We start from the raw sequence: 25122 nt of genomic DNA on the forward strand, positions 1-25122 counted from the left end.
CTGACTAAAATTTGTCAACTGTTTAGTTTTTTTGACTTTTGTCAAAAGCAGGCATCTCCACATTATATAGATTTGAATATGCAAATTTTAAATCTTTATCAGTTTTAATCTTTATCGTATTTGGCTGCTGTTTCCCTTTAGAAAGAATTAAGCCTGGCTGGAGATTGAAAAACGTATCATCCTGTGCCTCCCATTAGGTTTGTATGTACAAACTTCATTCAGTTTGGCATTATGGTTTTACTTAGATAAAAAATAGCTTTTATTAAATTAAAATTCAATTAGTATGAAGTCAAAAACTAAAATAATTATAGTTTTTTTAATTTTATCGATACTTCCCTTCATTTCTGTAGCACAAAACAAAACTGTAGATGAAGAGAAAAATTATAAAATGATAGAATCGCTGTTAAAATATTACGAAAACAAAAAATACGATACAACCCAAAGGGATACCGTATTTAAGAAATTTGTATATTTTGATAATATTTTGGCCGATACATCCAAAAAGAAAATTACAGGGCGAATAAAATTTTTCGACATGATTTTCCCGAATATCTTCCGATACGTCGATTCAGTGGGAATTAGGAATTTAGATTTAGTGCCAACAAGGTTTTTTAAAAGCGACACTTCATTTTATAAGCATTTTGATATAGATGGTGAATTAAATGAATTATTACCGTTCACACTTACCTTTTATGATAAAAGAAATAGTAAACAACCTATTGGATGTTTACTATTTGAACCTAAGACACACAAATTAATGGCTTGGTCTATCATTAATTAAGGGGGCTATTGGTACTTTTTAACTTTCAGTTTACTATAGATTTACAAATATCCTCTACCTTAACCCAATGAAAAAAATCTTATTAATCCATCTCATTTTATTAATAAACCTAACATTTGTATTTGCTCAATCAACTAACATTAAAGATTTGTATTGGGATTATACATTGATAAGAATGACCGATACCGAAAAACCTAAAGCGATTGCATTGGCAACAGAAATCTTGAAACGTTCTTCAGAATTAACACCAAAGCAAATCGCAAATGCAACTTATCACTTAGGTAGGTTATACGAAGAAACCAATCAAATGAACCTGGCTATTCCTTACTACGAAAAAAGCATTCAGCTAACGCCAGGCTATTATGTTCCGTATTTGTCTCTAGGAAATTACTATTTCAAAAACTGTAAAGATTTAATTGTTAAAATGAATGCAGCAGCCGAAGCTAAAGATTTGAACACGCATACAAAATTAACGGATGATTATAAGAAACTGGCAACCAAAGCAGCAGCTTATTTAGAAAAATCTTATGCTTGCGACCCTGATGATGAAACCCTAAAGATGATTACTTATTTACACCAAACATCTAAAAATTCTGCAGCTTTGACTTCGCTTGATGGCCGAATTAAGAAACTTGCTGAAGGTTGTATTACTTTGCTGGATGATGAGTAAATTTTTAAAACTATTTATTCGATTCATCAATGGCTTTATTCACAACATCTTGAATACGACCTCTGATTTTTAAGTTCGATAATTTATCTGTTACTGTTGGGTTTACACGATTAGAAAGAAAAACGTAAACCAAACTTCGTGATGGATCTACCCAAACACATGTTCCGGTATATCCGGTATGGCCGTAGGTTTGTGGTGAAGCTAAATCTGATGGATAGTGCTTGCTCGAATCAGGATCCCAACGGTCAAACCCTAAACCTCTGCGACTAACTGCCGATTGCTTTGAAGTAAACATATCAACTGTTGAAGGTTTAAAATACGCTTCGCCACCATAAGTTCCTTTATTTAACAACATTTGATAAATTATAGCCAAATCGTTCGCACTAGAAAATAAGCCTGCATGACCAGAAACTCCGCCTGCCAAACCCGCTCCTTGGTCGTGAACGTAACCAACCAATAATGTTTTTCTAAAGTATTTATCATCTTCTGTTGGAATGATTTGGTCTCTTGCAAAACGATTTCTAGGTAAAAAACCTGCCGTTTGCATACCTAGTGGCTTATAAAAATTTTCGTAAGCATATTGATTTAAAGGTTCTTCGCTGATGTGTTCAACAATATCCTTCATCACATACATACTTATATCGCTGTAAACATATTGTCCTCGGGTTCTAATTGGCGAATTCAACATTTTCGGCCACATAAAATCTTTGAAAAAGCCTTTTTTGATATAATAATTATCAGCAACCTTAGTTGGAAACGCAGCAGTTGAATCTCTACTGTAATCGCCAGCTTTTACATAATCGTGAAAAGGAATAAATGGAATGAAACCCGCTTGGTGCAACATCACTTCCCTAACCTGAATGTTATTCATTGGTGTGGTTCTGGCTTTAGATATATACGCACCAATGTTGGTATCTAATTTTAATTTTCCTTCTTCAAAAAGGCGCATTACAGATGGCGTAGTTGCGGTAACTTTTGTAACAGAAGCTAAATCGAATATATCGGTAACCTTATCAGGCAAAGTAGAATCATAAGTATGCGTGCCATAAGCTTTATTAAAAATTACCTTTCCATCTTTGGCCACCAAAACAACCATACCCGGTGTGGCTTTCTGACTGATGGCTTCGGCAGCTATAGCATCAATCTCTTTCAAATTGTTAGAATTTACACCAGCATCTTCGGGAACGGTATATTTTAATCGCGTAGCGGTAGTAATAAAACCAGAACCAAGCGTATATTTTGCAGAAAATGCTGAAGTTAATTTACTGCTTGCAGCAATACCACCAAAAATATACTGAGGAACAATTGCTGCCGCATCAATAGAATTTTGTGCTGTATAAATAATTGGCGAGTTAACTAAGTCAAAAGCCTTTAAACCCGTTCCATTACCAAAATAACAAAAAACTACTGCTTTACTTTTGCTTATGCTACTAATAAAATTAAGGTATTTTGGGTTGGTAATATTTTTATCATCAATCGAAATCAGCACAAGATTGAAATATTTTAAATCATCTTCCAAATCATTCAAATTCAAGCTGTCTTTATAAGCATCTGCAGAGAATGAGGTAATTTTATCGTACTTATTTGCCAGACTATCAAAAACCAAATTGTAGGCAAAACCTAAGCTCACCGAAGCAATATTTTTTTTATCAAGTGATTTTAAAGGAATATTTCCCTTTTCGTTATTTAGTAAAACAGTTGTTTGTGTAATGGTATTGGCAATGGAAAGTTTTTTTTCGTTTGTAGCGTGTTCTTGTGCACAAGCCATTAAACATAAAATATTTAGAAAACTTGCTGCTGCCAGAATCGTCAATCTATTTCGCTTCATATACTTTTTCTCCGTTCAAATAGGTTTTTAAAACTTTGGTTTTTAAAATGTTCTGAGGTGTTGATTTTAAAATATCATTATCAAGAATTACAAAATCAGCAAATTTGCCAACTTCCAGACTCCCCTTTTCCTGCTCTTCAAAATTTGCTTTAGCAGCCCAAATCGTCATCCCTCTTAGTGCCTCTTCTGGCGTTAAAGCATTTTCCATTTGGAAACCACCTTTTGGGAAACCCTTTGCATCTTCTCTAACAGTTGCAGCATAAAACGTTAATAATGGATTAATATTTTCAACAGGAAAATCAGTTCCAAGTGGAATCCATCCATTTTGTTTAAGCAATTGTTTGTATGCATAAGCATCTTTCAAACGTTGTTCACCTAACCTTTGTCCGGCCCAGTACATATCAGATGTGGCATGTGTTGGCTGCACGGATGGGATAATACTTGCTTTACCAAAAAGATTAAAATCGTTTGCATTAACAACCTGAGCATGTTCAATTCGCCAGCGCTTATCGTTTTTACCTTTTAAAACATTGTTATATATTTTTAACATTACCCGATTGGCCGAATCGCCGATGGCATGTGTACACATTTGAAAATTATGTTCAGCAATTTTTGCAGCAACCTCTTCATAATGCTTCACATCACTAAGCAAAAAACCCGATTTTTCTGGCATATCGGTATAAGGTTTTAATAAACAAGCACCACGAGAACCCAAAGCACCATCTGCATAAACTTTAAATGCCCTAACATTTAGGCGGTCGGTTTTTATAGCACCACGTTTAAATAAGTACTTGTAGTTTGGTTCAGCATCTGATAGCATTACGTACAAACGCATTTTGAGTTTATTTTCCTTTTGCAGCTTCTCGATAAAATCAACAGCTTCAAAACCCAAGCCACAATCATCAATAGTTGTTAAACCGGCTGCAAAGCAATTTTTTTGGGCATCAGTTAAAATCTTTTCGGCAAGTTTTGCATCAGGTGATGGTATTTTGCTTTCAACCAAAGCCACAGCGTTATCAATCAAAACCCCGGTAAGTTTTCCATTTTCGGTTAACATATCGCCACCTGTTAACTTCTGTTCAGCTTTAATGCCGGCATCATCAAAAGCTTTTTGATTTGCAATAGCTGCATGACCGTCTATACGATTTAAAAATACCGGACGATTGGGAAACAGTTTGGTTAGTTTTTCATTTGTAGGAAAAGCTTTATTTTCCCAATCATTTTGGTCCCAACCATTCCCGATTAACCATCCATCTGGGTGTGTTTTAACAAAAGTTGTTAACCTTTGAATTACTTCTTCCCAAGATTTGGTTTCGCGTAAATCGGCTGTTTGTAAGCTTTGTCCGTAGCCAAAAAAATGTGCATGTGCATCTATAAAACCAGGATAAACTGCTTTACCAGCGGCATCAATTTCCTCTGTAGCTTTATATTTTTTTCTAATTTCATCGGATTTACCTATAGCTAATATTTTACCATTTTTAACTGCAAAAGCTTCAACGGTTTCAAAAGCCGAATTAACGGTATAAACCTTGGCGTTGTAAACAATTACATCGGCTTGCTCTTTACCACAAGAGGATAGAAAAGCAACTATAATTAATGCGTAAAAGAATGATTTCATATCGATAAAGATAGAAATTTGAAATCGTTTGCAGTGTAAATTGAATTTTACAGAAGAGGAAATTGTTGTCCTTTAGATTGAAGCCCAGCAAAATTGGAGATATCTGTTAAATGCTGATTTGCTGTTTTTAACGGATGCCTCATCATTAGAAAAGTCAATCAAAAGCTTCAAATTTTTTTTGGAAAGCAGTTGCAGTAGTGCTTTTGAAGAAGCAGCCCCGCCCTCGTTTCTGCCGATGAAAAATCGGCATCTCACTAAGTCAGGTTTAGGGATGCTAGGATTGTGCTGGTTTTAAACATTATTGGTGAATTTTCCCTTGGTCTGTGTCCCCACAGACCGAAACTTTCAAATTAAAAAGATTTCTCGGCTGCGCTCGAAAGGACTGGAAAAGAACTTTGAATTTAGAAATCGAACTGTTGTTTTTAAACCGGACAATAGCGGCTGCCCCAATTTTTTTTATGAGGGCTGCAATTTCCAAAAATTTTATTACCCTTGTTTTCTAAAAATTAAAATAGTTCAATCTCCCTAAATGTATTTTACCGCAGAGTTCGCAAAGGAATTCACAGAGGACGCAAAGTTAGGCAGATAATTCTTTGCCATGTAAAAAATTTAAGGACATATAAGCTTGCCGCTAAACACTAACCGAAGAAAACCATCCTTATGTTTTTAAACCCGATAAAAGCGGCAGCCCCGAATTTTTTCAATGAGGGCTACAGCGGTTAACGGGGCTGCAGTATCCGAAAATCTTATTACCCTTGTTTTCTAAAAATTAAAATAGTTCAATCGCTCTAAATATTTTACCGCAGAGTTCGCAAAGGAATTCGCAGAGAACACAAAGCTAGGCAGATAATTCTTTACCATAGAAGAAATTTAAGAACATATAAGCTCTGCTCGTCAATAACTTAACCGAAGAAAGCCTTCCCTCTATTTTTAAACCCGATAAAAGCGGCAGCCCCGAATTTTTTCAATGAGGGCTATAGCGGTTAGCGGGGCTGCAAACCCCAATGAAATGCTAACGATAATTTCCAAAAAAATAAAACTTAAATTATAGGAAATGTTAGGTATTAGTATGTAAAAAAGATAAGGATAATAATGTAAATTCCTCCACTGTCCTTTCCACAGGGGATACAAGGTGCTGATAGCAATGTACAAGAACTGTATAGTTAATAGTTAATTTTTATGGCATTTGTTACAAATTTTTAATCATATTTACCCACAGTCATTTAGGTGTTGAGTTTTAAACAAAACACATTCCTTAAGCTTATTTTGCATAATTTAGCACATTCATTTTGCCTAATTACATGACTGATATTATTCACCTATTACCTGATGCTGTTGCCAATCAAATTGCTGCCGGAGAAGTTGTTCAACGACCTGCCTCTGCAGTAAAAGAATTGCTCGAAAATTCTATCGATGCCGGCGCAGATAAAATTCAGTTGGTGATAAAAGATGCCGGGAAAGCATTAATTCAAATTATAGATAATGGTTGCGGAATGAGTGTTACGGATGCTCGAATGTGTTTCGAACGCCATGCAACTTCTAAAGTAAAAAAAGCTGAAGATTTATTTGCCATTCGCACGATGGGTTTTCGTGGAGAAGCCATGGCTTCGATTGCGGCAATTTCACAGGTAGAGATGAAAACCCGCCGCCATGAAGATGAAATTGGCAGTTGCATAACCATTGAAGGTGCTTTGGTTACAGCTCAAGAACCTGTAGCTACATCGCCAGGCACACAAATTGCCATTAAAAATCTATTTTTCAATACTCCCGCAAGGAGAAATTTTTTAAAGAGTAATCCGGTAGAGATGCGTCATATTATTGACGAGTTTACACGTGTTGCATTAGCGCATCCTGCTGTTTTTTTTAGTTTGCATCATGATGGAACGGAGATTTTTAACCTTCCAAAAGGGAATTTAAAACAACGCATTGTTCATTTGTTTGGCAATAATTACAACGAACGTTTAGTACCTGTAGAAGAAGACACTACGATTATTAACCTAAAAGGATATATTGGAAAACCTGCTTTCGCAAAAAAAACCAGAGGTGAACAATTCTTTTTTGTAAATAACAGGTTTATTAAAGACCCATATTTAAATCATGCGGTAAGTTCTGCATTTGATGATTTATTGCCCGACGATAGCTATCCACTCTATGTTTTGTTTATAGAAATCGACCCATCGAAGATTGATGTGAACGTTCATCCAACCAAAACAGAAATTAAATACCTCGATGAGAAATCAATTTATGCGATTTTAAAATCGGCAGTAAAGCGTTCAATCGGCAGGTATAACATTTCTCCTACATTGGATTTCGACCAGGAAACTGGCTTTAGCAACATGATTTCGCTGAAAGCTGTTGAAGATATTGTGCCACCAAGCATAAATTTTAATCCCGATTTTAATCCATTTGCAACTGAAAAGAGTTCTGTATCCGGATATTCTTCCTCAACTAGAAATTATGAGGCTAAGCCAAGCGCCAAAAATTGGGGCTCGCTGTATGAAATAACGCAAGAACCAGCCGTTGAGCAAACTACATTTTATACTGATGATGCTATTTTAGAAACAAAGCAGAAACAATATATGCAACTGCATAATCGTTATATTGTTTCGCAAATTAAATCTGGCTTAATGGTTATAGACCAGCAAATGGCACACGAACGCATCCTTTATGAACGATTTCTCGTACATCTTGATGATAGAAAAGGCGCTTCACAGCAGAGTTTATTTCCTCAAACCATAACGTTAAATGCCAATGATTTTGAATTGGCAAAAAGTTTACTGGATGATATAAAAAGTTTAGGTTTTGATGTTCGTGAGTTTGGTAAAAACACACTGGTTGTAGAAGGAATCCCGGTTGATTTAGGCAGTAAAAACATTAATGAAACACAGCTGTTTGAACAATTAATTGAAGGCTTTAAAAACACTCAACAAGAATTGAAATTAACAAAGCGAGATAGCCTGGCCAGAAGCTTAGCTAAAAATAGTGCAATTAAGGCAGGTACAGCGCTTGGTCAGGAAGAGATGAACACACTAATTGATGAACTTTTTGCCTGCAAAACCCCTAACTTTAGCGTAAGCGGAAAGCCTATCATCCAAACCATTACCTTGACTGAGCTGGATAAGAAATTTGAGAAGTAGAGGGTGAGGGTTGAGGCTGAGGCTGAGATTAAGGTTGAGGTTGAGGCTGAGAATGAGATTGAGATTAAGGCCGAGGCTAAGGTTAAGGCCAAGATGAAGGAAAAAAGAATAGAGACTAAGGTTGAGTAGAGCGAAAACGAAAGACGAAATACCAAAAACGACACAATTAAATGAATAACATATATATACCACCGGTTGTTAAAAACCTTCTAATTATAAACATCATATTTTTCGCAGCTACCTGGCTATTTCAACAGCAGGGAATAATAAATTTTGAAGATTCGCTTGCGGTTTACTATTTCGATTCGCCAAAGTTTAGGGTTTGGCAACCTTTAACGTATATGTTTATGCATGGTGGGGTTGCGCATATATTCTTCAATATGTTTGCACTTTATTCTTTTGGCAGTTTGCTGGAAACCAGATGGGGAGCAAAAAAGTTCATCATATTTTATTTGATAACCGGACTAGGTGCTTTAGCTTTACAATGGGCTGTACAAGCTTTTGAGGTTAATCAAATAATTGGAAATATCACTTTATTTGATGGATGGCAACAGAAAATTACAAATCAAACACAGGTGCAGACATTAGGCTCTATTTATTATGGGGGCATGTTGGGCGCCTCGGGAGCAATTTTTGGCTTACTGGTTGCTTTTGGCATGCTCTATCCAAATGCAGAGTTATACATTATGTTTATACCTGTGCCGGTTAAAGCAAAATACATCATTCCCATTTATATTTTAATTGAATTATCATTAGGTGTAGCTCAATTTGAAGGTGATTCTATTGCTCATTATGCACACCTGGGTGGGGCTTTAATTGGCTTTATCCTGGTTAAGATTTGGAAAGATAAAAACGATACATTTTATACGCTCTATGAATAATACTTTCAAAGATTTAAGGTTCAAGATTTTTAAGTCTGGTAATCCACTTTTCTTTTACATTGGGATAAATGTTCTCCTGTTTTTGGTAGTTTCCATTATTGGCATATTTGTTTTTTTAAGCGGCAGCGCTTTAAGCTTCAAATCGTGGTTGTTTGAATATGTTGCATTGCCGGCAAGTTTTACTCAGCTTCCAGAAAGATTCTACACCACATTTACCTACATGTTTTTTCATACCGATATTTTTCACATTCTGTTTAATATGTTGGGTTTGTACTGGTTCGGAAATATTTTTATGAACTTTTTACAAAGCAGGCAATTTCATTTTGTTTACATCGCCGGCGGCTTTTTTGGTGGTTTATTTGCTGTGGCTTTTTTAAATATTTTCCCGGTTTTTTCTGATTCTTTATTCAATATTAACATAGTTGGTGCATCTGCAGCGGTTATGGCAATTATATTTGCGGCAGCAACCTTAGTGCCCAATTACACCATAATGTTGCTTTTTTTTGGTGAGGTAAAAATTAAATGGATAGCACTCGTTTATTTCATTTTAGATTTTTTATCTATTGGTTCATCGAATGCGGGTGGTAGTTTAGCACATATTGGCGGCGCATTGTTGGGTTTTGCTTATATTAAAAGCTTGCAAAATGGCAGCGACTGGAGTAAAATTTTTGAAAGAAAACCAAAATTAAAAGTGGTAAAAAATGAGCAACCAATAAAAAAACCTACTTTTAAAGGCGTATCTCAAAATGAAATAGATGAAATTTTAGATAAGATTTCTACCTCGGGATACGATAAATTAACTACAACTGAAAAAGAAAAATTGTTTAAAGCAAGTAAAGATTAAATGCCTAAGCCTAATTCGAAATACACTTTCTTTGATAAAATATTCTTACCACTAACCATTGTAGCGGTTGCATGCCTAGTTCTTGGTACCGTTGCAGGCGGCATAGATCCTCGTAAAAACATTATACTAGCCTATTTTGCTTTGGCTTATCCTTATTCCCTATTGATTTGTGTATTGTTTCTTATCTGGTGGGCGGCAAAAAAAAGATGGATTTTTTCCATCATCATAATCTGTGTAATTGCAATTGGCTACAAGACACTTCATGCAACTTTTGGTTTTGGCGGTATTGAAGGCACATCAAAAAAAGAAGAAGGTAGCATTAGAATAATGACGTATAATGTGCACAGTTTTAAGCTTTTTGGAGAAGATAATACCATATCTGTTAAAGATAAAATGCTTACGATTGTACAAGAACAAAACCCTGATGTGATATGCTTCCAGGAATTTTACACCAGGCACAAAGGCGATTTTAACACCATTGATAGCTTGAAAAGACTATTAAACACAAAATATTATTACTTTAAACCGGTAGAAAACAATGCTTACGATGCCTTTGGATTAGCGATTTTTTCGAAATATCCTATTAAGAATAAAGGTGATATTAAGTTTGATGGTCACGGTGATAATATGAGTATCTATACGGATTTAGATGTGAACGGAAAAATGTTTAGGGTTTTTAACGTTCATTTTCAATCCATCAGTTTCCAACCTCAGGATTATGAGTTTATAGATCAGCTTACTAAAAAAACCAGAGGTAAATTATATGCCTCCAAACGAATTTTAAAGATGCTGAGATATGCATTTATTAAAAGAAGCAATCAGGTAGATACGATGAAGAAAGAAATGGCAAAATGCAAAACGCCATACCTAATTGCAGGCGATTTTAATGATACTCCTGCATCTTACGCGGTAACGCAAATTACAAAAGGCTTAAATAATTCTTTTACCAAAAAAGGTACTGGTTTTGGCAAAACCTACAATGGTAAATTCCCTAATTTTCAAATAGATTATATTTCTACATCGAAAGATTTTGAAGTTCTAAATTATCAAATCACGAAAGCTAAATTATCTGATCATTTTCCTGTGAGAACGGATTTGAAGTTTATCGACAAAGAATAAATCGGCTGAGAAAAGTAAATATTTTTTTACATTTCACTTTTTATTTCTTACCATACATCAACAAACTGTTATCATCTAATCTAGATATTTGCTATTCAAATTGTAAAAAAAAATATTTAAGATATGAGTTTAATAGAAGCTTTAAACTGGCGCTATGCCGTTAAAAAAATGAATGGTGAGCCAGCTCAACAAGAAAAAGTTGACCAGATTATTGAAGCAATTCATCTTGCGCCAACATCTTCAGGTTTGCAACCTTTCAGACTTATCGTCATCACAGATCAAGCACTTAAAGAGAAAATCACACCGATTGCTTTCAATCAATCGCAAATTACAGATTCTTCACATTTATTGGTTTTTGCAGCATTCGAAAACTATACTGAAGAAGGAATCGATGAAACTTTCAGTCGTATGAATGCTGAGCGTGGTTTACCAGATTCTGCAACTGATGCTTATAAAGCGCAGCTTAAAGGAATGGTTTTATCAAGAACCGCTGAAGAAAACTTTAATCATGCAACCCACCAAGCTTACATTGGTTTAGGTGCAGCCATTGCGCAAGCAGCATTATTAAAAGTAGATTCTACACCAATGGAAGGTTTCAACGGACCTGAACTTGATAAGCTTTTAGGTTTGAATGAAAAAGGTTTAAAATCGGTAGTTTTATTGCCTTTAGGTAACCGCGATGAAGCGAACGACTGGTTGGTAAATCTTAAAAAAGTACGTACACCAATGGATAAATTTCTCATTGAGTATAAATAAGCAATATAAATCTTAATGTAGAAGCCGGTTTTGATAATCAAAATCGGCTTTTTTATGTAAAAAAATGTTAAACCTTTTGGCAGGCTATGCGCTCTATTTATAATTGGATATATTTACAACCTAAGTAATTAATTTCCTGTTCATGAAGATTTTTAGAATTTTATTTATTGCAGTTTCATTTTTGTATTTACTAAACTTTACCGCTTCGGCACAAACTGACACCGTTAGTATAAATACAATCATAACTAAAACCAATAAAGTTTTAACTGATTATCCCGCAGAAAAAATTTACCTTCATTTTGATAAACCTTATTACGCGGTTGCCGATACCGTATGGTTTAAAGCTTATGTAACAGAAAACCAAAATTTCCTATCGGGAATAAGTAAAATCGTGTATGTTGATGTGATTAATCAACGTGATTCTTTAATTCAAACTTTAAAACTTCCATTAACTGGTGGCATAGCCGAAGGAAATATTCCACTTTCACTGGAGAACTATACGCAAGGAAATTACCACATTAGAGCATATACTTTATGGATGTTGAATTCGGATGATCCTGCTTTTTTTAATAAAACATTTTACATCGGCGAGGCTATAGGTAAAGAAGTTAAAACGCACATTACTTACAAAAATTCTTCAACAGATAAACAAGAAAAAATTGATGCCAGGATACAATTTAAAGATATAAACAATAAACCTTATTCTAACCGAATAGTTAACTGGCAGGTTGTAACCAGTTATACTACAATTGCAAGAGGAAGGGGCACAACAGATGTTAGTGGTTACCTTAACATCAGCATGACGGCCAACCAAAAGGCAGAATATCAGCTGCAAAAAGGTGAATTGATTACCAGCATTAATACCACAGATAAGGATGTTATAAACAATACCTTTCAGCTTAAGAATGCAATCATCAATAAAGATGCTCAGTTTTTCCCGGAAGGTGGAAATTTAATTGCTGGCTTAACCAGCAAAGTTGCATTCAAAGCCGTTAAAAGTGATGGTTTGGGTATAAATGCTAAAGGTGTTGTTTCGGATAATGATGGTAAACAAGTGGCCACATTTACTGCGCAACATTTAGGCATGGGCAGTTTTACTATGTTGCCAGAAGCCGGCAAAACCTATAAAGCAAGTTTAACTTATGCCGATGGAACCACACAAACTGTAAACCTTCCGGCTGTTACCGCTTCGGGCATTTCTATTGTAATTAATAATACTGATGATGAAAATATTGGTGTTAAAATCACTTCAAACGATGCTTTTTTTCAAAGTAATCAAGGCAAGAAATTTTACCTTATCGCTCAAAGCAAAGGAGTTGTTTGCTACGGTGCTCAAACCGCCTTATCTAACAAAGAGTACAACACAACAATACCTAAACTAAAATTTCCATCGGGCATTGCGCAGTTTACGTTATTTACGGAAAGCGGACAACCACTTAGCGAACGAATCGTTTTTGTGCAACATAAAAATGGCTTGGCACTAACGGTAACTAGTCCGGCGCTTAGCTACGGCATAAAGAAAAAAGTAAAAATAAATTTAGCTGCTAAAAAAGATGGCTTACCTGTTGATGGTAATTTCTCGGTATCTGTTGTAGATGAAACCAAGGTTCCATTTAATGAAGATGGGGCAAGTACAATTTTTACAGGCTTGCTTTTGGCTAGCGATTTAAAAGGATATATCGAAAAACCAAATTACTATTTTAATGCACCGGATGCTAAAAAAGCTGCTGATTTGGATGTTTTGCTATTAACTCAAGGTTATAGAAAGTATTCATATCCAGATATTATTGCCAATAAGCTACCAAAAATTACTTATTTGCCAGAGCAAGGGATTGAATTTTCTGGAATTTTAAGATTAAGCAATGGCATTCCGGTAAGAAAAGGTGCTCTTTTACTTACCATTCCAGATAAACGAATCAACATGGAAGGAACTACAGATCCGGTAGGAAATTTTAAATTTTCAAATCTGGTTTTTAATGATTCTTCAAAAGTAACCATCACTGCAAAGTACAATGTGAATTATAAAAACATGACTTTAAGTTTAAACGGTTCTCCTACACCATCAGTAAGTAGAAATTTTAATGGCGCTGATGAAGTGCTTAACATTGATAGTACCTTAACTACTTATCTAGATAATAGCAAAAAACAATATTCTTATTTGAATACCTTAAAAGATGTAACCATTAAAGCCGCAGCAATACCAAAAGTTAGTCATAAAGATTACCCGGCATTAACCGGTTTATCTGCAATGGCAGATCATGAAATTGCCGGAGATAGATTAACAGGTTGTAATATGTTCATCAACTGCCTGCAAACAATGGCAACAGGCACAACATTTATCGATGGTAATTTTTATGTAACCAGAGATTACAATCAGGGCAATAAAACGCCAATGGGTATTTTTATCAATGGAATGCTTATGGATGTTAATCAGTTGGCAAGCATCGACGCAAATAATGTCGAATCTGTAGAAATCTTTTTAAGAGATGAATTGGGTTTGGTTAACAGAAACAATAATGTTAATGGTGTAATTGTAGTTAATCAAAAGAAAGCGCCAAAAGGAACAAAAATATCTAAAAGCCAGCTGTTAGATATGTTGCCAAAATATTATGAACTTACTTTTTCTCCACAAGGTTACAATAAAGAACGCCAGTTTTATTCGCCTAAATACGATGTGCCAGCAAATTTAAACCGTAATGATTTACGCACAACAATTTATTGGAATCCAAAGGTTTTAACAGATAAAACCACAGGAACAACATCTTTTGATTTCTACAATGCAGATGGTAAAGGGCAGTACAAAGTTGTTGTTGAAGGTATTGATGCTAATGGAAATATCGGACGATCGATTTTTAGGTACACCGTTAAATAAAAAAGCCGATACTGAGATTGCCAGTTAGCCTGAGTCTATTTAAACTTAATTAATTTGCAGTTTTAATGCTGCATTGCTTGTTCGACACGTCCTGCTGAATTTATTTCAGCATCTTTCCTACAAAAAGGATTCTGAAATAAATTCAGGGTGACGTAAACTAAAAAAAGCAGCTTATTAATCATTTGAATGATAATTAATAATCGAAATCAGGGAATTAGATAAAACTTATCTTTCTTAATAAAGATGCTCCCTACCTTAAAATGAAGTAGTGGCATCGCTATACTAAAACATCTAATCGGTTACTCTACTTGGTAAAGCATCTCCATTTAGCGCTGCAATAATATTTTTGGCTACCAAGTTTGCCATTGCACTTCTGGTTTCTTCCGTTGCAGAGCCAATATGAGGTAAAACCGCAACACTTTCCATATTTAATAATGGATTATCAGCGCTCATTGGTTCAGGGTTGGTAACATCTAAACCTGCACCCCATATCAATTTCTGTTCTAAAGCATGTATCAAATCTTCCTCGTTATGAATGCCACCTCTTGCAGTATTTATAAAAATAGATTGAGGTTTCATTTTTTCAAAAGCAGTAGCATCAAATTTATTTTTTGTTTCCTTAGTAAGGGCTGTATGGACTGAAATAACATCACTCTCTGCAAGTAATTCCTCAAAAGAAACATACTTGGCTCCTATCTCTTTTTCGGCTTCCGGGTTTTGGTTTCTATTGTTGTAAATCACTTTCATTTTATAGGCACCAATGCACTTCTTGGCCATTTCGAGTCCGATATTGCCTAAACCAAATATGCCTAAAGTTTTGCCGTTCAACTCTATGCCGAGTTCGGGTGTTGGTTCATAATTTTGCCATTGCCCTTTAATGATTTTTTTATGTAAGTAAAATGCTTTTCTCGAAACGGCAAGCATCAGTAAAAATGCGGTATCGGCAGTTGCACCACTCAAAACACCTGGCGTATTACCTATCGGGATGTTTAATTTATTTGCTTCTGCAACATCCACATTATCATAACCAACAGAATGTAAGGCAATAACTTTTAAATGTTTGCAGGCATTAAGAAAATCTGCATTGATTTTATTTGGTCCAACGCTAACCAATCCATCTACGTTTTTACAAGCTTCTATTAACTCTGAGGCAGTAATTTGTCTGGATTCCTTCCATTGAGTTACTTCAATATTGTTTTCTTCTAATAAGGTTAAACCACTTTTAGCTATTCTGCCGCTTATAAAAACTTTCATGTATTTATTAACAGCTAAAATATAAGGTTGTTTAATTTATTATGGAACTACAATGTTTAATCGCTGATAAGTATGTGCGCTAAAATAACCTAAGGCACCGTTCGATATATTTGATGTTGGATTTGCAGGTGTTGTACCCTGGTTTGGTCCTCTACCGGTTTGCGAACTTAAGGCATACCAATAATCGAATATATTCGAATCTATGGTTTCCATCTCCACAACAACTTTATCGCCCTTTACCAAATCCTCGTCGTCATCATCATCATTCGAATAAAAAGTTGTGTTCTTAAACTGTTTCCATCGGTAAGTCTATCATTATTAACATAAATGCGATCTGAGATGACATCATTCACATATAAATTGAAATGGTAAAAATTTTCGACGCCTACCGGGTCTTTCAAAAAAGCTGCGATGGTTTTCCTTTCATTACCAAAAAATGAATTTGAAATAATCCCAATAGAATCTAATTTAACCAGGGTGGGCATTTTAGAAATTGCCGTGTAGGTTTTACCTTCTGCCACAACCTTCATGTTATACGTAACCCCAACAACGCCTCGCATATTTAATGTGTAAATTCCAGGTTGGCTCTCTGTGAAAACGTAATTATTTCCTCTAGAATCGGTTACCGTAACAGCTGCTCCGCTTACCGCCGGAAAAATGCTTTTGCTATCGTAAGATACAGATTTACTGATTTTGATTTGTTGTACGCTTAACCTATCGGTGATGTTTGCTTCAATTACCAGTTGAGGTTCGGCATTATTGGTATCAACTTCAATAATTTTCTTACATGATGTAAAAATCATGCTGAATAAAGAGATGTATAAAATGAGTTTCTTCATGGTATTAAAATTTAAAATTCCAGGTTATTGAAGGAATTAAACCAAATAATGATGTTTGTTCGGCAACAGTTCTGCTTGGATCGTTGGGGTCGTTAATAAATTCTATCGAGTAAGGGTTTTTTCTTCCTAAAGCATTGTAAACCCCAAAATTCCAGCTGGATTGGAATCTTCCGGTATTTTTTCCTTCAAGCGTAGCGCTTAAATCCAACCGCATGTTATAAGGCATTCGTCCGGCGTTTCTTTCTGTATAATAATAAATTGTTTGGCTGTTTACCACATACTTACCTGCCGGGAATGTTACTGCATTACCGGTACTGTAAATAAAGCTCGAAGAAAATGTCCATCTCTTGTTCAGATTGTAAATCCCTACTACCGAGACATCATGCGTTCTATCCTGCCTTGCCGGGAAATAATTTCCGTTGTTCAACTCGGCAAATTTTCTTTCGGTACGGGATAAAGTATAGCCAACCCAGCCGTTAAGTTTGCCAAACTTCTTTTTAAAAAATAATTCCAAACCATAAGCCCTTCCGGTTCCGTAAAGTAATTCTGATTCTATATTGCTATTTGCAAGCAACTGAGCTGCATTTTTATAATCAATTTGGTTTTGCAGCCATTTATAATAGACCTCTCCAGATAATTCGTAGTTGTTATCTTCCAAATTTTTAAAATAACCCAATGAAACTTGATCTGCAATTTCAGGCTTGATATTATTACTGCTTAACACATATTGATCCGTCGGAGAACTGGAAGTTGCATTTGTTAAAATATGAATGTTTTGTGTGTTTCGATTGTATGATGCTTTGACTGAATTTTCTTCATTAAACAAATAACTTAACGAAAAACGTGGCTCCAAATTAAGGTAGTTTTTATAAAATCTACCGCTCTCGGCTCTGTCGGTCGCCAAGATGTTCCCTGCATTATCATACGTACTAAAATTACCAGGACCTAATAACGAAAACGCTGCAAGGCGAAGACCATATAGAAAATTTAGTTTTTCGGTAACTGCCCATTCATCAGAAACATAGGCTGCTGTTTCCAAGCCATAACGTTTTTGTTGTGTGAGTGGATTTACCTGCGATTCTTGCGTAGTGGTAATATCAATTGGAGAAATACGGTGATGGGTGGCGTTTAAACCAAAACGAATGGTGTGTTTGTTGCTAAAATATTGAAAATCCTGTTTGAAATTAAAATCGCGAACTAGCGATGTTGCTTTAAAATTAGTAACGTCGTTTAACAGTCTAACCGTATAGTTGTAGTTGTTGTAAATTAATGATGTATTTGAGAAAAGCCTATCGCTAAAAATATGGTTTAAACGCAGGGTTGTAGTAACGTTACCCCAATTGTTTTCAAACAAATCTTTTACGCCAATATTATCCTTACCAAAATAGCCAGACAAATAAATGGTGTTTTTATCGTCTATTTTGTAATTGGCTTTGGCGTTGATGTCATAAAAATTAAGGGTACTTCCATTAATTGCCGAATCGGGCGATAGCCTTAAAAACAAATCGATATAAGTTCTTCGAAAACTCACCATAAAAGAGCCTTTGTCTTTTACAATCGGTCCTTCGGCTTTAAACCTCGATGCGATTAAACCAATACCACCCTGAAACTTAAATTCTTTATTGTTACCGTCATCCATCTTAACATCTAAAACAGATGACAACCTACCACCATATTGTGCAGGCATTCCACCTTTGTAAAGACTAACATCTTTAATTGCATCGGCATTAAAGGTTGAAAAGAAGCCTAACAAATGCGATGAATTGTAAACTACGGCTTCATCGAGGATAATTAAATTCTGATCCGCAGCACCGCCACGAACGTAAAAACCCGTATTACCTTCGCCGCCTGATTTTACACCGGGTAACAATTGTATCGTTTTTAAAATATCTTTTTCACCCAGCAAAACAGGAATGGAATTTAGAGATTTCATATCAACCCGCTCTAAACCCATTTGTGCGCTACGAACATTTTCATTTTTTCGATTTGCTGCACTTACGGTAACCTCATCTAAATCATTAGCCGATTTAAGCTCTTCGTTTAACTTAATATCTCTATTTAAAGTGATGGTTCTAGTGATGGAAACATAACCCGTATAACTAACTACCACGGTGTATTCGCCTTCGGGTTGCGTTAATGCATAATAGCCATAAGCATTTGTTAACGTACCGGTTGATGTTTTTCCAACCAATTTAACTGTGGCGCCGATTAACGTTTCTCCTGTACCAGCATCGCGAATTGTGCCGCTTAGGTTATATTTATTTTGTGCCGCCGCGAAATTGTAAAAAAATAAAAGTAAAAAAAATGGCAGGTAATGTTTTATCGGCATAAAGAGAAAATGTAATTACAATTGAAATGCAAATGTACAAATTACAGTTCTCTAAATTAACGGATAAATTTATACCAGTATAAACAAATTATTACTGATCAGGATAGATGCCAATATGGTGCGAACGTAGCAAATAAGGATTTATATTTTTATTTCCAGCCGTTTGGAAAGATATTAATTTTGATGCTTGCATTGGCATGTGGCAGTTAATACAGTTTGCTTTTAAAGTACCTTTCGCTAAAGTTTTTGCGCTGTGTTTTTGTGTTTGATGGCAACTCATGCATTTTTGAGCATATACCAGCATGTTACCTTTTACATTTTCATGCGTGTTGTGGCAAGATTGGCAAGTCATTTCACTTTTTTGGTAACAGATACTGCCTTTTAACATGGCAGTTTGGTTCCCATGAACATCGGGATTGTCGCCACTAAAAGAAACAAAATCTTGTGCATAAAAGTTGTCAAGATTATCTCCCGGCTTAAAATTAAAAACATCTTGAATACTTGTTAGCGTATTGCCCGAATGGCAAACGCCACAAGCATCCATTTTTTGTTTTCTACTTAAGGTTTTGTAAATGGCAATAAATTTAGGTTTCTTTTCTTCGGGATTTTCTAAGTGAAAAACTACATGTTCTTTAGCCGGACCATGGCAACGTTCGCAGTCTATTCCGCTAATTAAAGTTCCTTTTTGCAAGTCTTCTTCTATAGCTAGCGAAGTAGTTTCTTTGGCTTCTGTTTTAATAAATGAGCTGTGGCATTGCAAACAACGTTTTGTAATTGGTCTATCGAAATACATCGCATTTGCAGGAAAACCTGGACTATTGGCCCAGGTATTAATTTCCGAGAAGTGTGATAATGGCAACTGAAATAATTTATTACCCTTCCAATAGGCGTAGGTAAATGCTTTCTCTCCCGAACCAAAAGCAATATCAAATCGTTCTACTCTAACTTGCTTGCCATCGATGTAGCCAACCTGGTAAAACCCGCTATCTCTTCGTTCTACTTTAATTTTCAGCCGTTCGTTAAAGGCAAAAGTATTATCATCAGCAGTAACCAACTTTGCAAGTTTTTTGTTATCTACACTACCAGAACTTAATCCATGTGCATTATGCACAAATGATTTGGAAACATCAGCATGGCATTTAACGCAGCTTGCAGCACCGGCATAATTTTCTCCCCTAGCATCGGGTGGTATTTTATCAGCCTCAGTCATACAACGCGAAAGTGCCAGGATGACCAGCATCATGACACCTAAAATAAAAATTACGCGTTTGTTACCTTTTAACACAAGTGCTTTCTGCTTATTTTACAAATTGAATATAGCTAAAATTATAACCACCTGTATCTGAAATAACCCTTATAACCTGTTTACCAGCAGCAATAGGAATATTTGGCAAATCGAAGGTTGCGAACTTTTTTGCTCCACCGGTTTTTGGAACCTGAATGCCTGAAGCAACAGTTTTTCCGTTGATGGATATGCTTAGTTTGCCATCAACATTGGCAGATGCGGTATTTAATTTCAAAGTGTAATTTCCTTTTGATGCTACATTTACGGAGTATTGCAACCACTCTCCTTTTTCAATGCTATTAACAAAATACTTCTCATACAAAACAGAATCTTTCGAAATGTCAACTCCATCGTTTCTATATATTCGGCCACGATTACCTGCTGTTCTTTTATTGGTTACGGTATGGTAATCTGCTGTATCCAAATCGAAATAGGCAAAGTTGTTTTTTCCTAAATCGTAATCAACTGCATAAATTATAGCGCCGTTTTTTATATTGTTTGCTTTAAAAGATTTAGTTTCATTTGAATGCGGCTGGCGAATCATGGCATCGATAACATCTTTATGGATGATTGTATTTTCTAATTTAGTATAAATCGCTAATTCCATTAAACCACTATAAACATTGCTTTCTTTTGGTTTGTCGCCACCATTATTTATGTAATTTACTACACTATTGTAATTTGGGTTGGAGCGAATTTCCATCGGATTATTAAAGCCAACTTTTTTTAATGGCCACCAAGCCCAACCAATATTATTTCGTTCTAAAAGGCTGATAGCATCCGTAAACCAGGTATTGGAATTCTCACCAGTTTCGCCTAGCCATACTGGCACGTTTTGCTCATCTCTGGCTTTTATCATATTTGATATGGAAGCCTGGTCGTTATAATTCCAATATTTATGAAAGCTAAGCACCATATTTTTATCCCACAAAGGAAAAATACCATTGTAGTTGTTTCCCCAACCGTTACCTTCTATAATTATGATGTGCTTATCATCAACAGTACGTATTGCTTTGGTAATATCTACCATTAGTTTTCTTAGCGGAGCATTTACCTTTTCTTTGGTTCCATTTTTATCATCAGCAGGATTTGAAAAACCATAATTAGGCTCATTAATGATGTCGTAAGCTCCAATCCATTCTTCATTTTTATATCGCTCGGCTAGCTTTGCCCAAAGTGCAATTGTTTTTTGCTGATTGGCTTCGCTTTCCCAAAGCATCGGTTTTGAATCGTCTCTATCTGCGATATTGGTATCATTTCCTTGTCCGCCGGGTGTTGCATGCAAATCCAAAATCAGGTACATTTTATTGGCTTTACACCAGGCAAGCAAACTATCTGTTAAAGCAAAACCCCTATCCAACCAGGTATTTTTGCCAGCCACAGGTTCCTTTTCTACGGGTAAAGTATACAAGTTATAATGCATGGGTAAACGAACAGAGTTAAATCCCCAAGCTTTTAAAGAATCGATATCAATTTTTCGGGTATGGTTATTTAACCAGGCATCGTAAAACTCTTGGGTTTGTCTAGCGCCCATTAAATCTTCGAGATTTTCTCTAATTTTATGTTGTTGCCCGTCTTTATTTATTTTTAGCATGTAGCCTTCCTGCAACATCCATCCACCTAAACCGAAGCCACGAAGTAAAATATTCTCGCCTTTGGCATTAACAATTTTCTTTCCATCGGCCTTTAAAAAGCCTTGGGCAACAGACTGAAATGATAACAGCGTTAAGCCAAGAAAGCACACAAGCTGAATACGCTTTTGAAATTGGAGCATTATATATTTTGAATACATAGTAGAATTATTGTGGGTTATTTTACCAGATGTAGGTTGAAACGGAACCTTTTTCTAAAGTTGTAGAAACTATTTTTCCATTATAACTGATGTTGAAAGTTGTATTTGTACTACCGGTATTGGCAACGATTAAAATCTTCTTTCCATCGGGTGTTTTAAATGCGACATTTGATAAACCCGAAGGTTCATTTGATGCGATGCGAACAGAACCCGGACGAACAAATTTAGATGCATGTGCAACAGAATAATAAGCTAAGTTTCTGCTTACTTTATCTTTATCGATAGTTACCGCACCTTGGCAAGTTGGGCAACCGCCTCTATCTGTAAACGGTTTATTTTCCAAATCGGCGGCTAAATTCCACTCTAAAACATTTCTGCTCCAATTACGTGTTGCGCCAATTATTAATCTTTTAACCGGGTTGATAATATTTATGGTTGATGAACCAGGTTCCTCTACAACCATTTGTTCAGAAAAGTAAATGTTCTTATCAGGATGGGCATTGTGTACATCGGTTAATGCTTCAATTTTTCCACCATATAAATGAAATGCAGAGCCATCGATATATTTTTTAGCTTCAGGATCATCCAAAATTGAAATTGGATAATCAGGTCTATCGGCATTATGATCGTAAATAATAATTTTAGTTTTTAATCCGGCTTTTTCGAAAGCAGGTCCAAGATTTTTCTTTACAAAAATAGCTTGATCTGGAGCAACCATTAATAAACTTGGATTATTACCTGGATGCAGTGGCTCATTTTGAACGGTAATGGCATCAATCGTAATGCCTTCTTTTTTCATTTCTTGCACATATTTCACTAAGTATTTGGCATAAACTTCATAAAATTCGGGCTTTAACATTCCTCCACGAGCGTCGTATGCTGTTTTCATCCATAAGGGAGGAGACCATGGCGAGCCCAAGATTTTTATCTTTGGATTTATCGCAAGGATTTCCTTCATCACCGGAATAACATCAGCTTTATCTAAACCTAAATCGAATTTTGCCTGCTGTAAATCTGTTTCTCCTTCGGGCAAATCATTATAAGAAAATACTTTTTCATTCAAATCTGAAGCACCAATACTTAGACGGATATAACTGACACCAATATTGTTTCCATCCGTTGCGAAAAGTTCTTTAAGCAAAGCGGCTCTGGCAAGTGCCGACATTTTAATGATGTGTTGCGCACTTCCACCCGTTAATGTATAACCAAATCCATCAATTGGTTGGTAAGTTTCTTTATCATTTACAATGATGGTTGGGTTTTTATTCTGCTCAGATGAAAATTTTAGCACCGCAGTTTGTTTGGTAAACAATACTGATCTATCTGCCTTGGTAAGCCATGAACTTACATTATTTTGTGCAGTTGATTGTAGCGTTGAAATGCTACACATAACAGCAAAACAATAGCTTATCGCCTTAAATTTCATATTGGCAAGTGGATTAAATTAACAATTTAGGGTTTATTTTTGAGCGTAAAAAGTTCTTCATTAAGAGAAAAGCTGTATCAAAAAATCTAAGTTTTAGTTTTCCTAAGAAACTAATTTTCTTATTTGATTTATGATACAGCCTTTTTAAAAAATTATTTAGTACCTCCGTACTCTTTGTTTTGTTGGATTTTGGTGTTGTTTAATTCTGCCTGAGGAATAGGGAAAATTTCATTTTTATTGGCTGTGAAACCTTTATAAGCCAATACTGTTGCGGCTTTACCCCAACGAACCAAATCAAGAAAACGATGACCTTCGCCTGCCAACTCGGCTCTTCTTTCTCTCATAATGTTATCCATGGTAACTGCAACCGGGTTTAAACCTACACGAGCTCTTACTGCATTAAACAATTGATAAGCACGACTTCCTGCACCTACTGCACCACCACTTTGCAAGATAGCTTCTGCTTCTAACATGTAAGTATCGGCCAAACGAATTTCGTACGAATCTTGAGGAAAATTCAACTCTGTTTGTCCTGTAGGTGCTTTATCAGCAACGCGACCAATGGTTTTTTCTAAAAAGTAACCACTGTTTTGGTAACCTTTTTCGTAAGTAGCAATGCCATTTTTTTCCAAACTATCTAAATTTGCAACAGTAGCTTTATTTCTAGGATCGAAGTGGATGAAATCAAAAAACTCTTTTGTAAATACTAAAAAGCTGTAGCCCGAATAATAATCAGGCGCTGAAGCCAATACTGGTTTGTAACCACGTGGACCAACAATGATGTTTAACAAGTTACCTTCAGATGCTCCTGCATCGCCCCAACCACCGTTTGATGCATTAGAGTGTACAATTTCTAATATAGATTCTGTATTGAACTTGTTGTTCACTTTAAATAAATCGCCAAAGTTGGTTAGTAATTTATAACCGTAAGTAGCATTTGCCTGCCCAGGAGTAGAGCCATTTACAATTGCAAATTGTTCTGCAGCTTGTGCATATTTTGCTTGCTGTAAATAAACCTTACCAAGCATTGCTTGTGCAGCACCTTTTGTTAATCTTCCACCTTCTGATGCTCCGGTTATTGTATTTGGTAAAGCTGGGATTGCTTCAGTTAAATCTTTCTCGATTAAAGCATAAACATCCGCTGGCGCTACTTGCGTCACCTCATAAATTTGTTTTGGATCAACCTCCGAAGTTAGCAATGGAATGTTTTTAAAGAAACGTACCAAATCGAAATAAAAGATTGCTCTAAGTGCTTTGGCTTCGCCAGTGTAACGAGCTTTAAGCGTGGCATCCATAGTTATACCACCAATTTTTGATAAAAATACGTTGGCACGGAAAATACCTGCATAACCTTTATTCCACAAATAACCTTGTGGGCCAGTAGTTGGGTTTAGGGTGAAAGTATTTACAACTTGCAAATCATTGATATCTGATGGACCACCACCGCCTGCAACCTGATCATCAGATGCTGCAGACATAATCGCAACCTTATCGTATAATCCACCAGCCTGAGCGCCAAATCTATCGTAGATAGAAACCAATGCTGCAAAAGCATCAGCCGGTGTTTTGTAGTAATTATCCAAAAGAACTCGCTCTTGAGGACTAATTTCCAAGTATTTTTTACAGCCTGCAAATAGTTGCAATCCAGCCAGGATTACAACTACATAAGTAATTTTTCTTTTCATTTTAAT

The 25122-nt window shown here is 35.7% G+C and carries 18 protein-coding genes; 8 read left to right on the top strand and 10 right to left on the bottom strand.

Features of this window, described 5'->3' with window-relative positions; genetic code table 11:
• Positions 1 to 283 precede the first annotated feature (283 nt).
• Complete coding sequence (locus D7004_RS06250; protein ID WP_123205017.1) at positions 284 to 781, top strand: hypothetical protein; 498 nt, start codon at positions 284 to 286, stop codon at positions 779 to 781.
• Between the two features lie 67 nt (positions 782 to 848).
• Positions 849 to 1451, top strand: coding sequence for a tetratricopeptide repeat protein (locus tag D7004_RS06255; RefSeq protein WP_123205018.1), 603 nt, complete (start codon positions 849 to 851; stop codon positions 1449 to 1451).
• Between the two features lie 10 nt (positions 1452 to 1461).
• On the opposite strand, the gene D7004_RS06260 is transcribed toward D7004_RS06255, so the two are convergent.
• Positions 1462 to 3279, bottom strand: a complete 1818-nt coding sequence (locus D7004_RS06260) for a serine hydrolase domain-containing protein (protein WP_123205019.1) — start codon at positions 3277 to 3279, stop codon at positions 1462 to 1464.
• Positions 3266 to 4897: an amidohydrolase gene (locus D7004_RS06265; protein ID WP_123205020.1), complete on the bottom strand. Its 1632-nt coding sequence runs from the start codon at positions 4895 to 4897 to the stop codon at positions 3266 to 3268. The genes D7004_RS06260 and D7004_RS06265 overlap by 14 nt, the downstream gene beginning before the upstream one ends.
• Positions 4898 to 6198: 1301 nt before the next feature.
• Here D7004_RS06265 and mutL point away from each other — a divergent pair.
• The 6 genes from mutL (at position 6199) to D7004_RS06295 (ending at position 14506) form a co-directional block, all read left to right on the top strand.
• A complete protein-coding gene (gene mutL, locus D7004_RS06270) occupies positions 6199 to 8034 on the top strand; it encodes a DNA mismatch repair endonuclease MutL (RefSeq protein WP_123205021.1) in 1836 nt (611 codons plus the stop codon).
• 170 nt (positions 8035 to 8204) lie between these two features.
• Positions 8205 to 8915 (top strand): rhomboid family intramembrane serine protease, encoded by a 711-nt coding sequence (locus tag D7004_RS06275; protein WP_123205022.1) that lies wholly within the window; start codon positions 8205 to 8207, stop codon positions 8913 to 8915.
• Positions 8908 to 9759 (top strand): rhomboid family intramembrane serine protease, encoded by an 852-nt coding sequence (locus D7004_RS06280; protein WP_123205023.1) that lies wholly within the window; start codon positions 8908 to 8910, stop codon positions 9757 to 9759. The genes D7004_RS06275 and D7004_RS06280 overlap by 8 nt, the downstream gene beginning before the upstream one ends.
• Positions 9760 to 10878, top strand: coding sequence for an endonuclease/exonuclease/phosphatase family protein (locus tag D7004_RS06285; protein ID WP_123205024.1), 1119 nt, complete (start codon positions 9760 to 9762; stop codon positions 10876 to 10878).
• A 123-nt stretch (positions 10879 to 11001) separates the two neighbouring features.
• Positions 11002 to 11634: a nitroreductase family protein gene (locus tag D7004_RS06290; RefSeq protein ID WP_123205025.1), complete on the top strand. Its 633-nt coding sequence runs from the start codon at positions 11002 to 11004 to the stop codon at positions 11632 to 11634.
• A gap of 142 nt (positions 11635 to 11776) precedes the next feature.
• On the top strand, positions 11777 to 14506 hold the full coding sequence (locus D7004_RS06295; RefSeq protein ID WP_244214259.1) for a carboxypeptidase regulatory-like domain-containing protein: 2730 nt from the start codon (positions 11777 to 11779) through the stop codon (positions 14504 to 14506).
• 291 nt (positions 14507 to 14797) lie between these two features.
• On the opposite strand, the gene D7004_RS06300 is transcribed toward D7004_RS06295, so the two are convergent.
• The 8 genes from D7004_RS06300 to D7004_RS06335 form a co-directional block, all read right to left on the bottom strand.
• A complete protein-coding gene (locus D7004_RS06300) occupies positions 14798 to 15760 on the bottom strand; it encodes a 2-hydroxyacid dehydrogenase (RefSeq protein ID WP_123205026.1) in 963 nt (320 codons plus the stop codon).
• A 39-nt stretch (positions 15761 to 15799) separates the two neighbouring features.
• Positions 15800 to 16003: a DUF4249 domain-containing protein gene (locus D7004_RS06305; protein WP_123205027.1), complete on the bottom strand. Its 204-nt coding sequence runs from the start codon at positions 16001 to 16003 to the stop codon at positions 15800 to 15802.
• The gene (locus D7004_RS06310) at positions 15997 to 16599 is read right to left on the bottom strand and encodes a DUF4249 family protein (protein ID WP_123205028.1); all 603 of its coding nucleotides are present in this window, start codon (positions 16597 to 16599) and stop codon (positions 15997 to 15999) included. Before D7004_RS06310 ends, D7004_RS06305 begins: the two co-directional genes overlap by 7 nt.
• A 4-nt stretch (positions 16600 to 16603) precedes the next feature.
• On the bottom strand, positions 16604 to 18928 hold the full coding sequence (locus D7004_RS06315) for a TonB-dependent receptor (RefSeq protein ID WP_123205029.1): 2325 nt from the start codon (positions 18926 to 18928) through the stop codon (positions 16604 to 16606).
• A 91-nt stretch (positions 18929 to 19019) separates the two neighbouring features.
• Positions 19020 to 20213, bottom strand: a complete 1194-nt coding sequence (locus D7004_RS06320) for a multiheme c-type cytochrome (protein WP_123205030.1) — start codon at positions 20211 to 20213, stop codon at positions 19020 to 19022.
• A gap of 13 nt (positions 20214 to 20226) precedes the next feature.
• Positions 20227 to 21987: a cellulase family glycosylhydrolase gene (locus tag D7004_RS06325; RefSeq protein WP_123205031.1), complete on the bottom strand. Its 1761-nt coding sequence runs from the start codon at positions 21985 to 21987 to the stop codon at positions 20227 to 20229.
• A gap of 40 nt (positions 21988 to 22027) precedes the next feature.
• Entirely contained in the window at positions 22028 to 23395 is a 1368-nt protein-coding gene (locus D7004_RS06330) for a glycoside hydrolase family 30 protein (RefSeq protein ID WP_244214260.1), read from the bottom strand.
• A gap of 188 nt (positions 23396 to 23583) precedes the next feature.
• Positions 23584 to 25116 (bottom strand): RagB/SusD family nutrient uptake outer membrane protein, encoded by a 1533-nt coding sequence (locus D7004_RS06335; protein ID WP_123205062.1) that lies wholly within the window; start codon positions 25114 to 25116, stop codon positions 23584 to 23586.
• Positions 25117 to 25122: the final 6 nt, after the last annotated feature.

Origin of the sequence: Pedobacter jejuensis (assembly GCF_003725795.1) — a bacterium.
GTDB classification, from domain to species: Bacteria; Bacteroidota; Bacteroidia; order Sphingobacteriales; family Sphingobacteriaceae; genus Pedobacter; species Pedobacter jejuensis.

Excerpts from the sequence above, each read along its gene's own strand:
- D7004_RS06250 (WP_123205017.1), top strand. The coding sequence starts at position 284 with ATGAAGTCAAAAACTAAAATAATTATAGTTTTTTTAATTTTATCGATA.
- D7004_RS06255 (WP_123205018.1), top strand. The coding sequence starts at position 849 with ATGAAAAAAATCTTATTAATCCATCTCATTTTATTAATAAACCTAACA.
- D7004_RS06260 (WP_123205019.1), bottom strand. The coding sequence starts at position 3,279 with ATGAAGCGAAATAGATTGACGATTCTGGCAGCAGCAAGTTTTCTAAAT.
- D7004_RS06265 (WP_123205020.1), bottom strand. The coding sequence starts at position 4,897 with ATGAAATCATTCTTTTACGCATTAATTATAGTTGCTTTTCTATCCTCT.
- mutL (WP_123205021.1), top strand. The coding sequence starts at position 6,199 with ATGACTGATATTATTCACCTATTACCTGATGCTGTTGCCAATCAAATT.
- D7004_RS06275 (WP_123205022.1), top strand. The coding sequence starts at position 8,205 with ATGAATAACATATATATACCACCGGTTGTTAAAAACCTTCTAATTATA.
- D7004_RS06280 (WP_123205023.1), top strand. The coding sequence starts at position 8,908 with ATGAATAATACTTTCAAAGATTTAAGGTTCAAGATTTTTAAGTCTGGT.
- D7004_RS06285 (WP_123205024.1), top strand. The coding sequence starts at position 9,760 with ATGCCTAAGCCTAATTCGAAATACACTTTCTTTGATAAAATATTCTTA.
- D7004_RS06290 (WP_123205025.1), top strand. The coding sequence starts at position 11,002 with ATGAGTTTAATAGAAGCTTTAAACTGGCGCTATGCCGTTAAAAAAATG.
- D7004_RS06295 (WP_244214259.1), top strand. The coding sequence starts at position 11,777 with ATGAAGATTTTTAGAATTTTATTTATTGCAGTTTCATTTTTGTATTTA.
- D7004_RS06300 (WP_123205026.1), bottom strand. The coding sequence starts at position 15,760 with ATGAAAGTTTTTATAAGCGGCAGAATAGCTAAAAGTGGTTTAACCTTA.
- D7004_RS06310 (WP_123205028.1), bottom strand. The coding sequence starts at position 16,599 with ATGAAGAAACTCATTTTATACATCTCTTTATTCAGCATGATTTTTACA.
- D7004_RS06315 (WP_123205029.1), bottom strand. The coding sequence starts at position 18,928 with ATGCCGATAAAACATTACCTGCCATTTTTTTTACTTTTATTTTTTTAC.
- D7004_RS06325 (WP_123205031.1), bottom strand. The coding sequence starts at position 21,987 with ATGCTCCAATTTCAAAAGCGTATTCAGCTTGTGTGCTTTCTTGGCTTA.
- D7004_RS06330 (WP_244214260.1), bottom strand. The coding sequence starts at position 23,395 with ATGTGTAGCATTTCAACGCTACAATCAACTGCACAAAATAATGTAAGT.
- D7004_RS06335 (WP_123205062.1), bottom strand. The coding sequence starts at position 25,116 with ATGAAAAGAAAAATTACTTATGTAGTTGTAATCCTGGCTGGATTGCAA.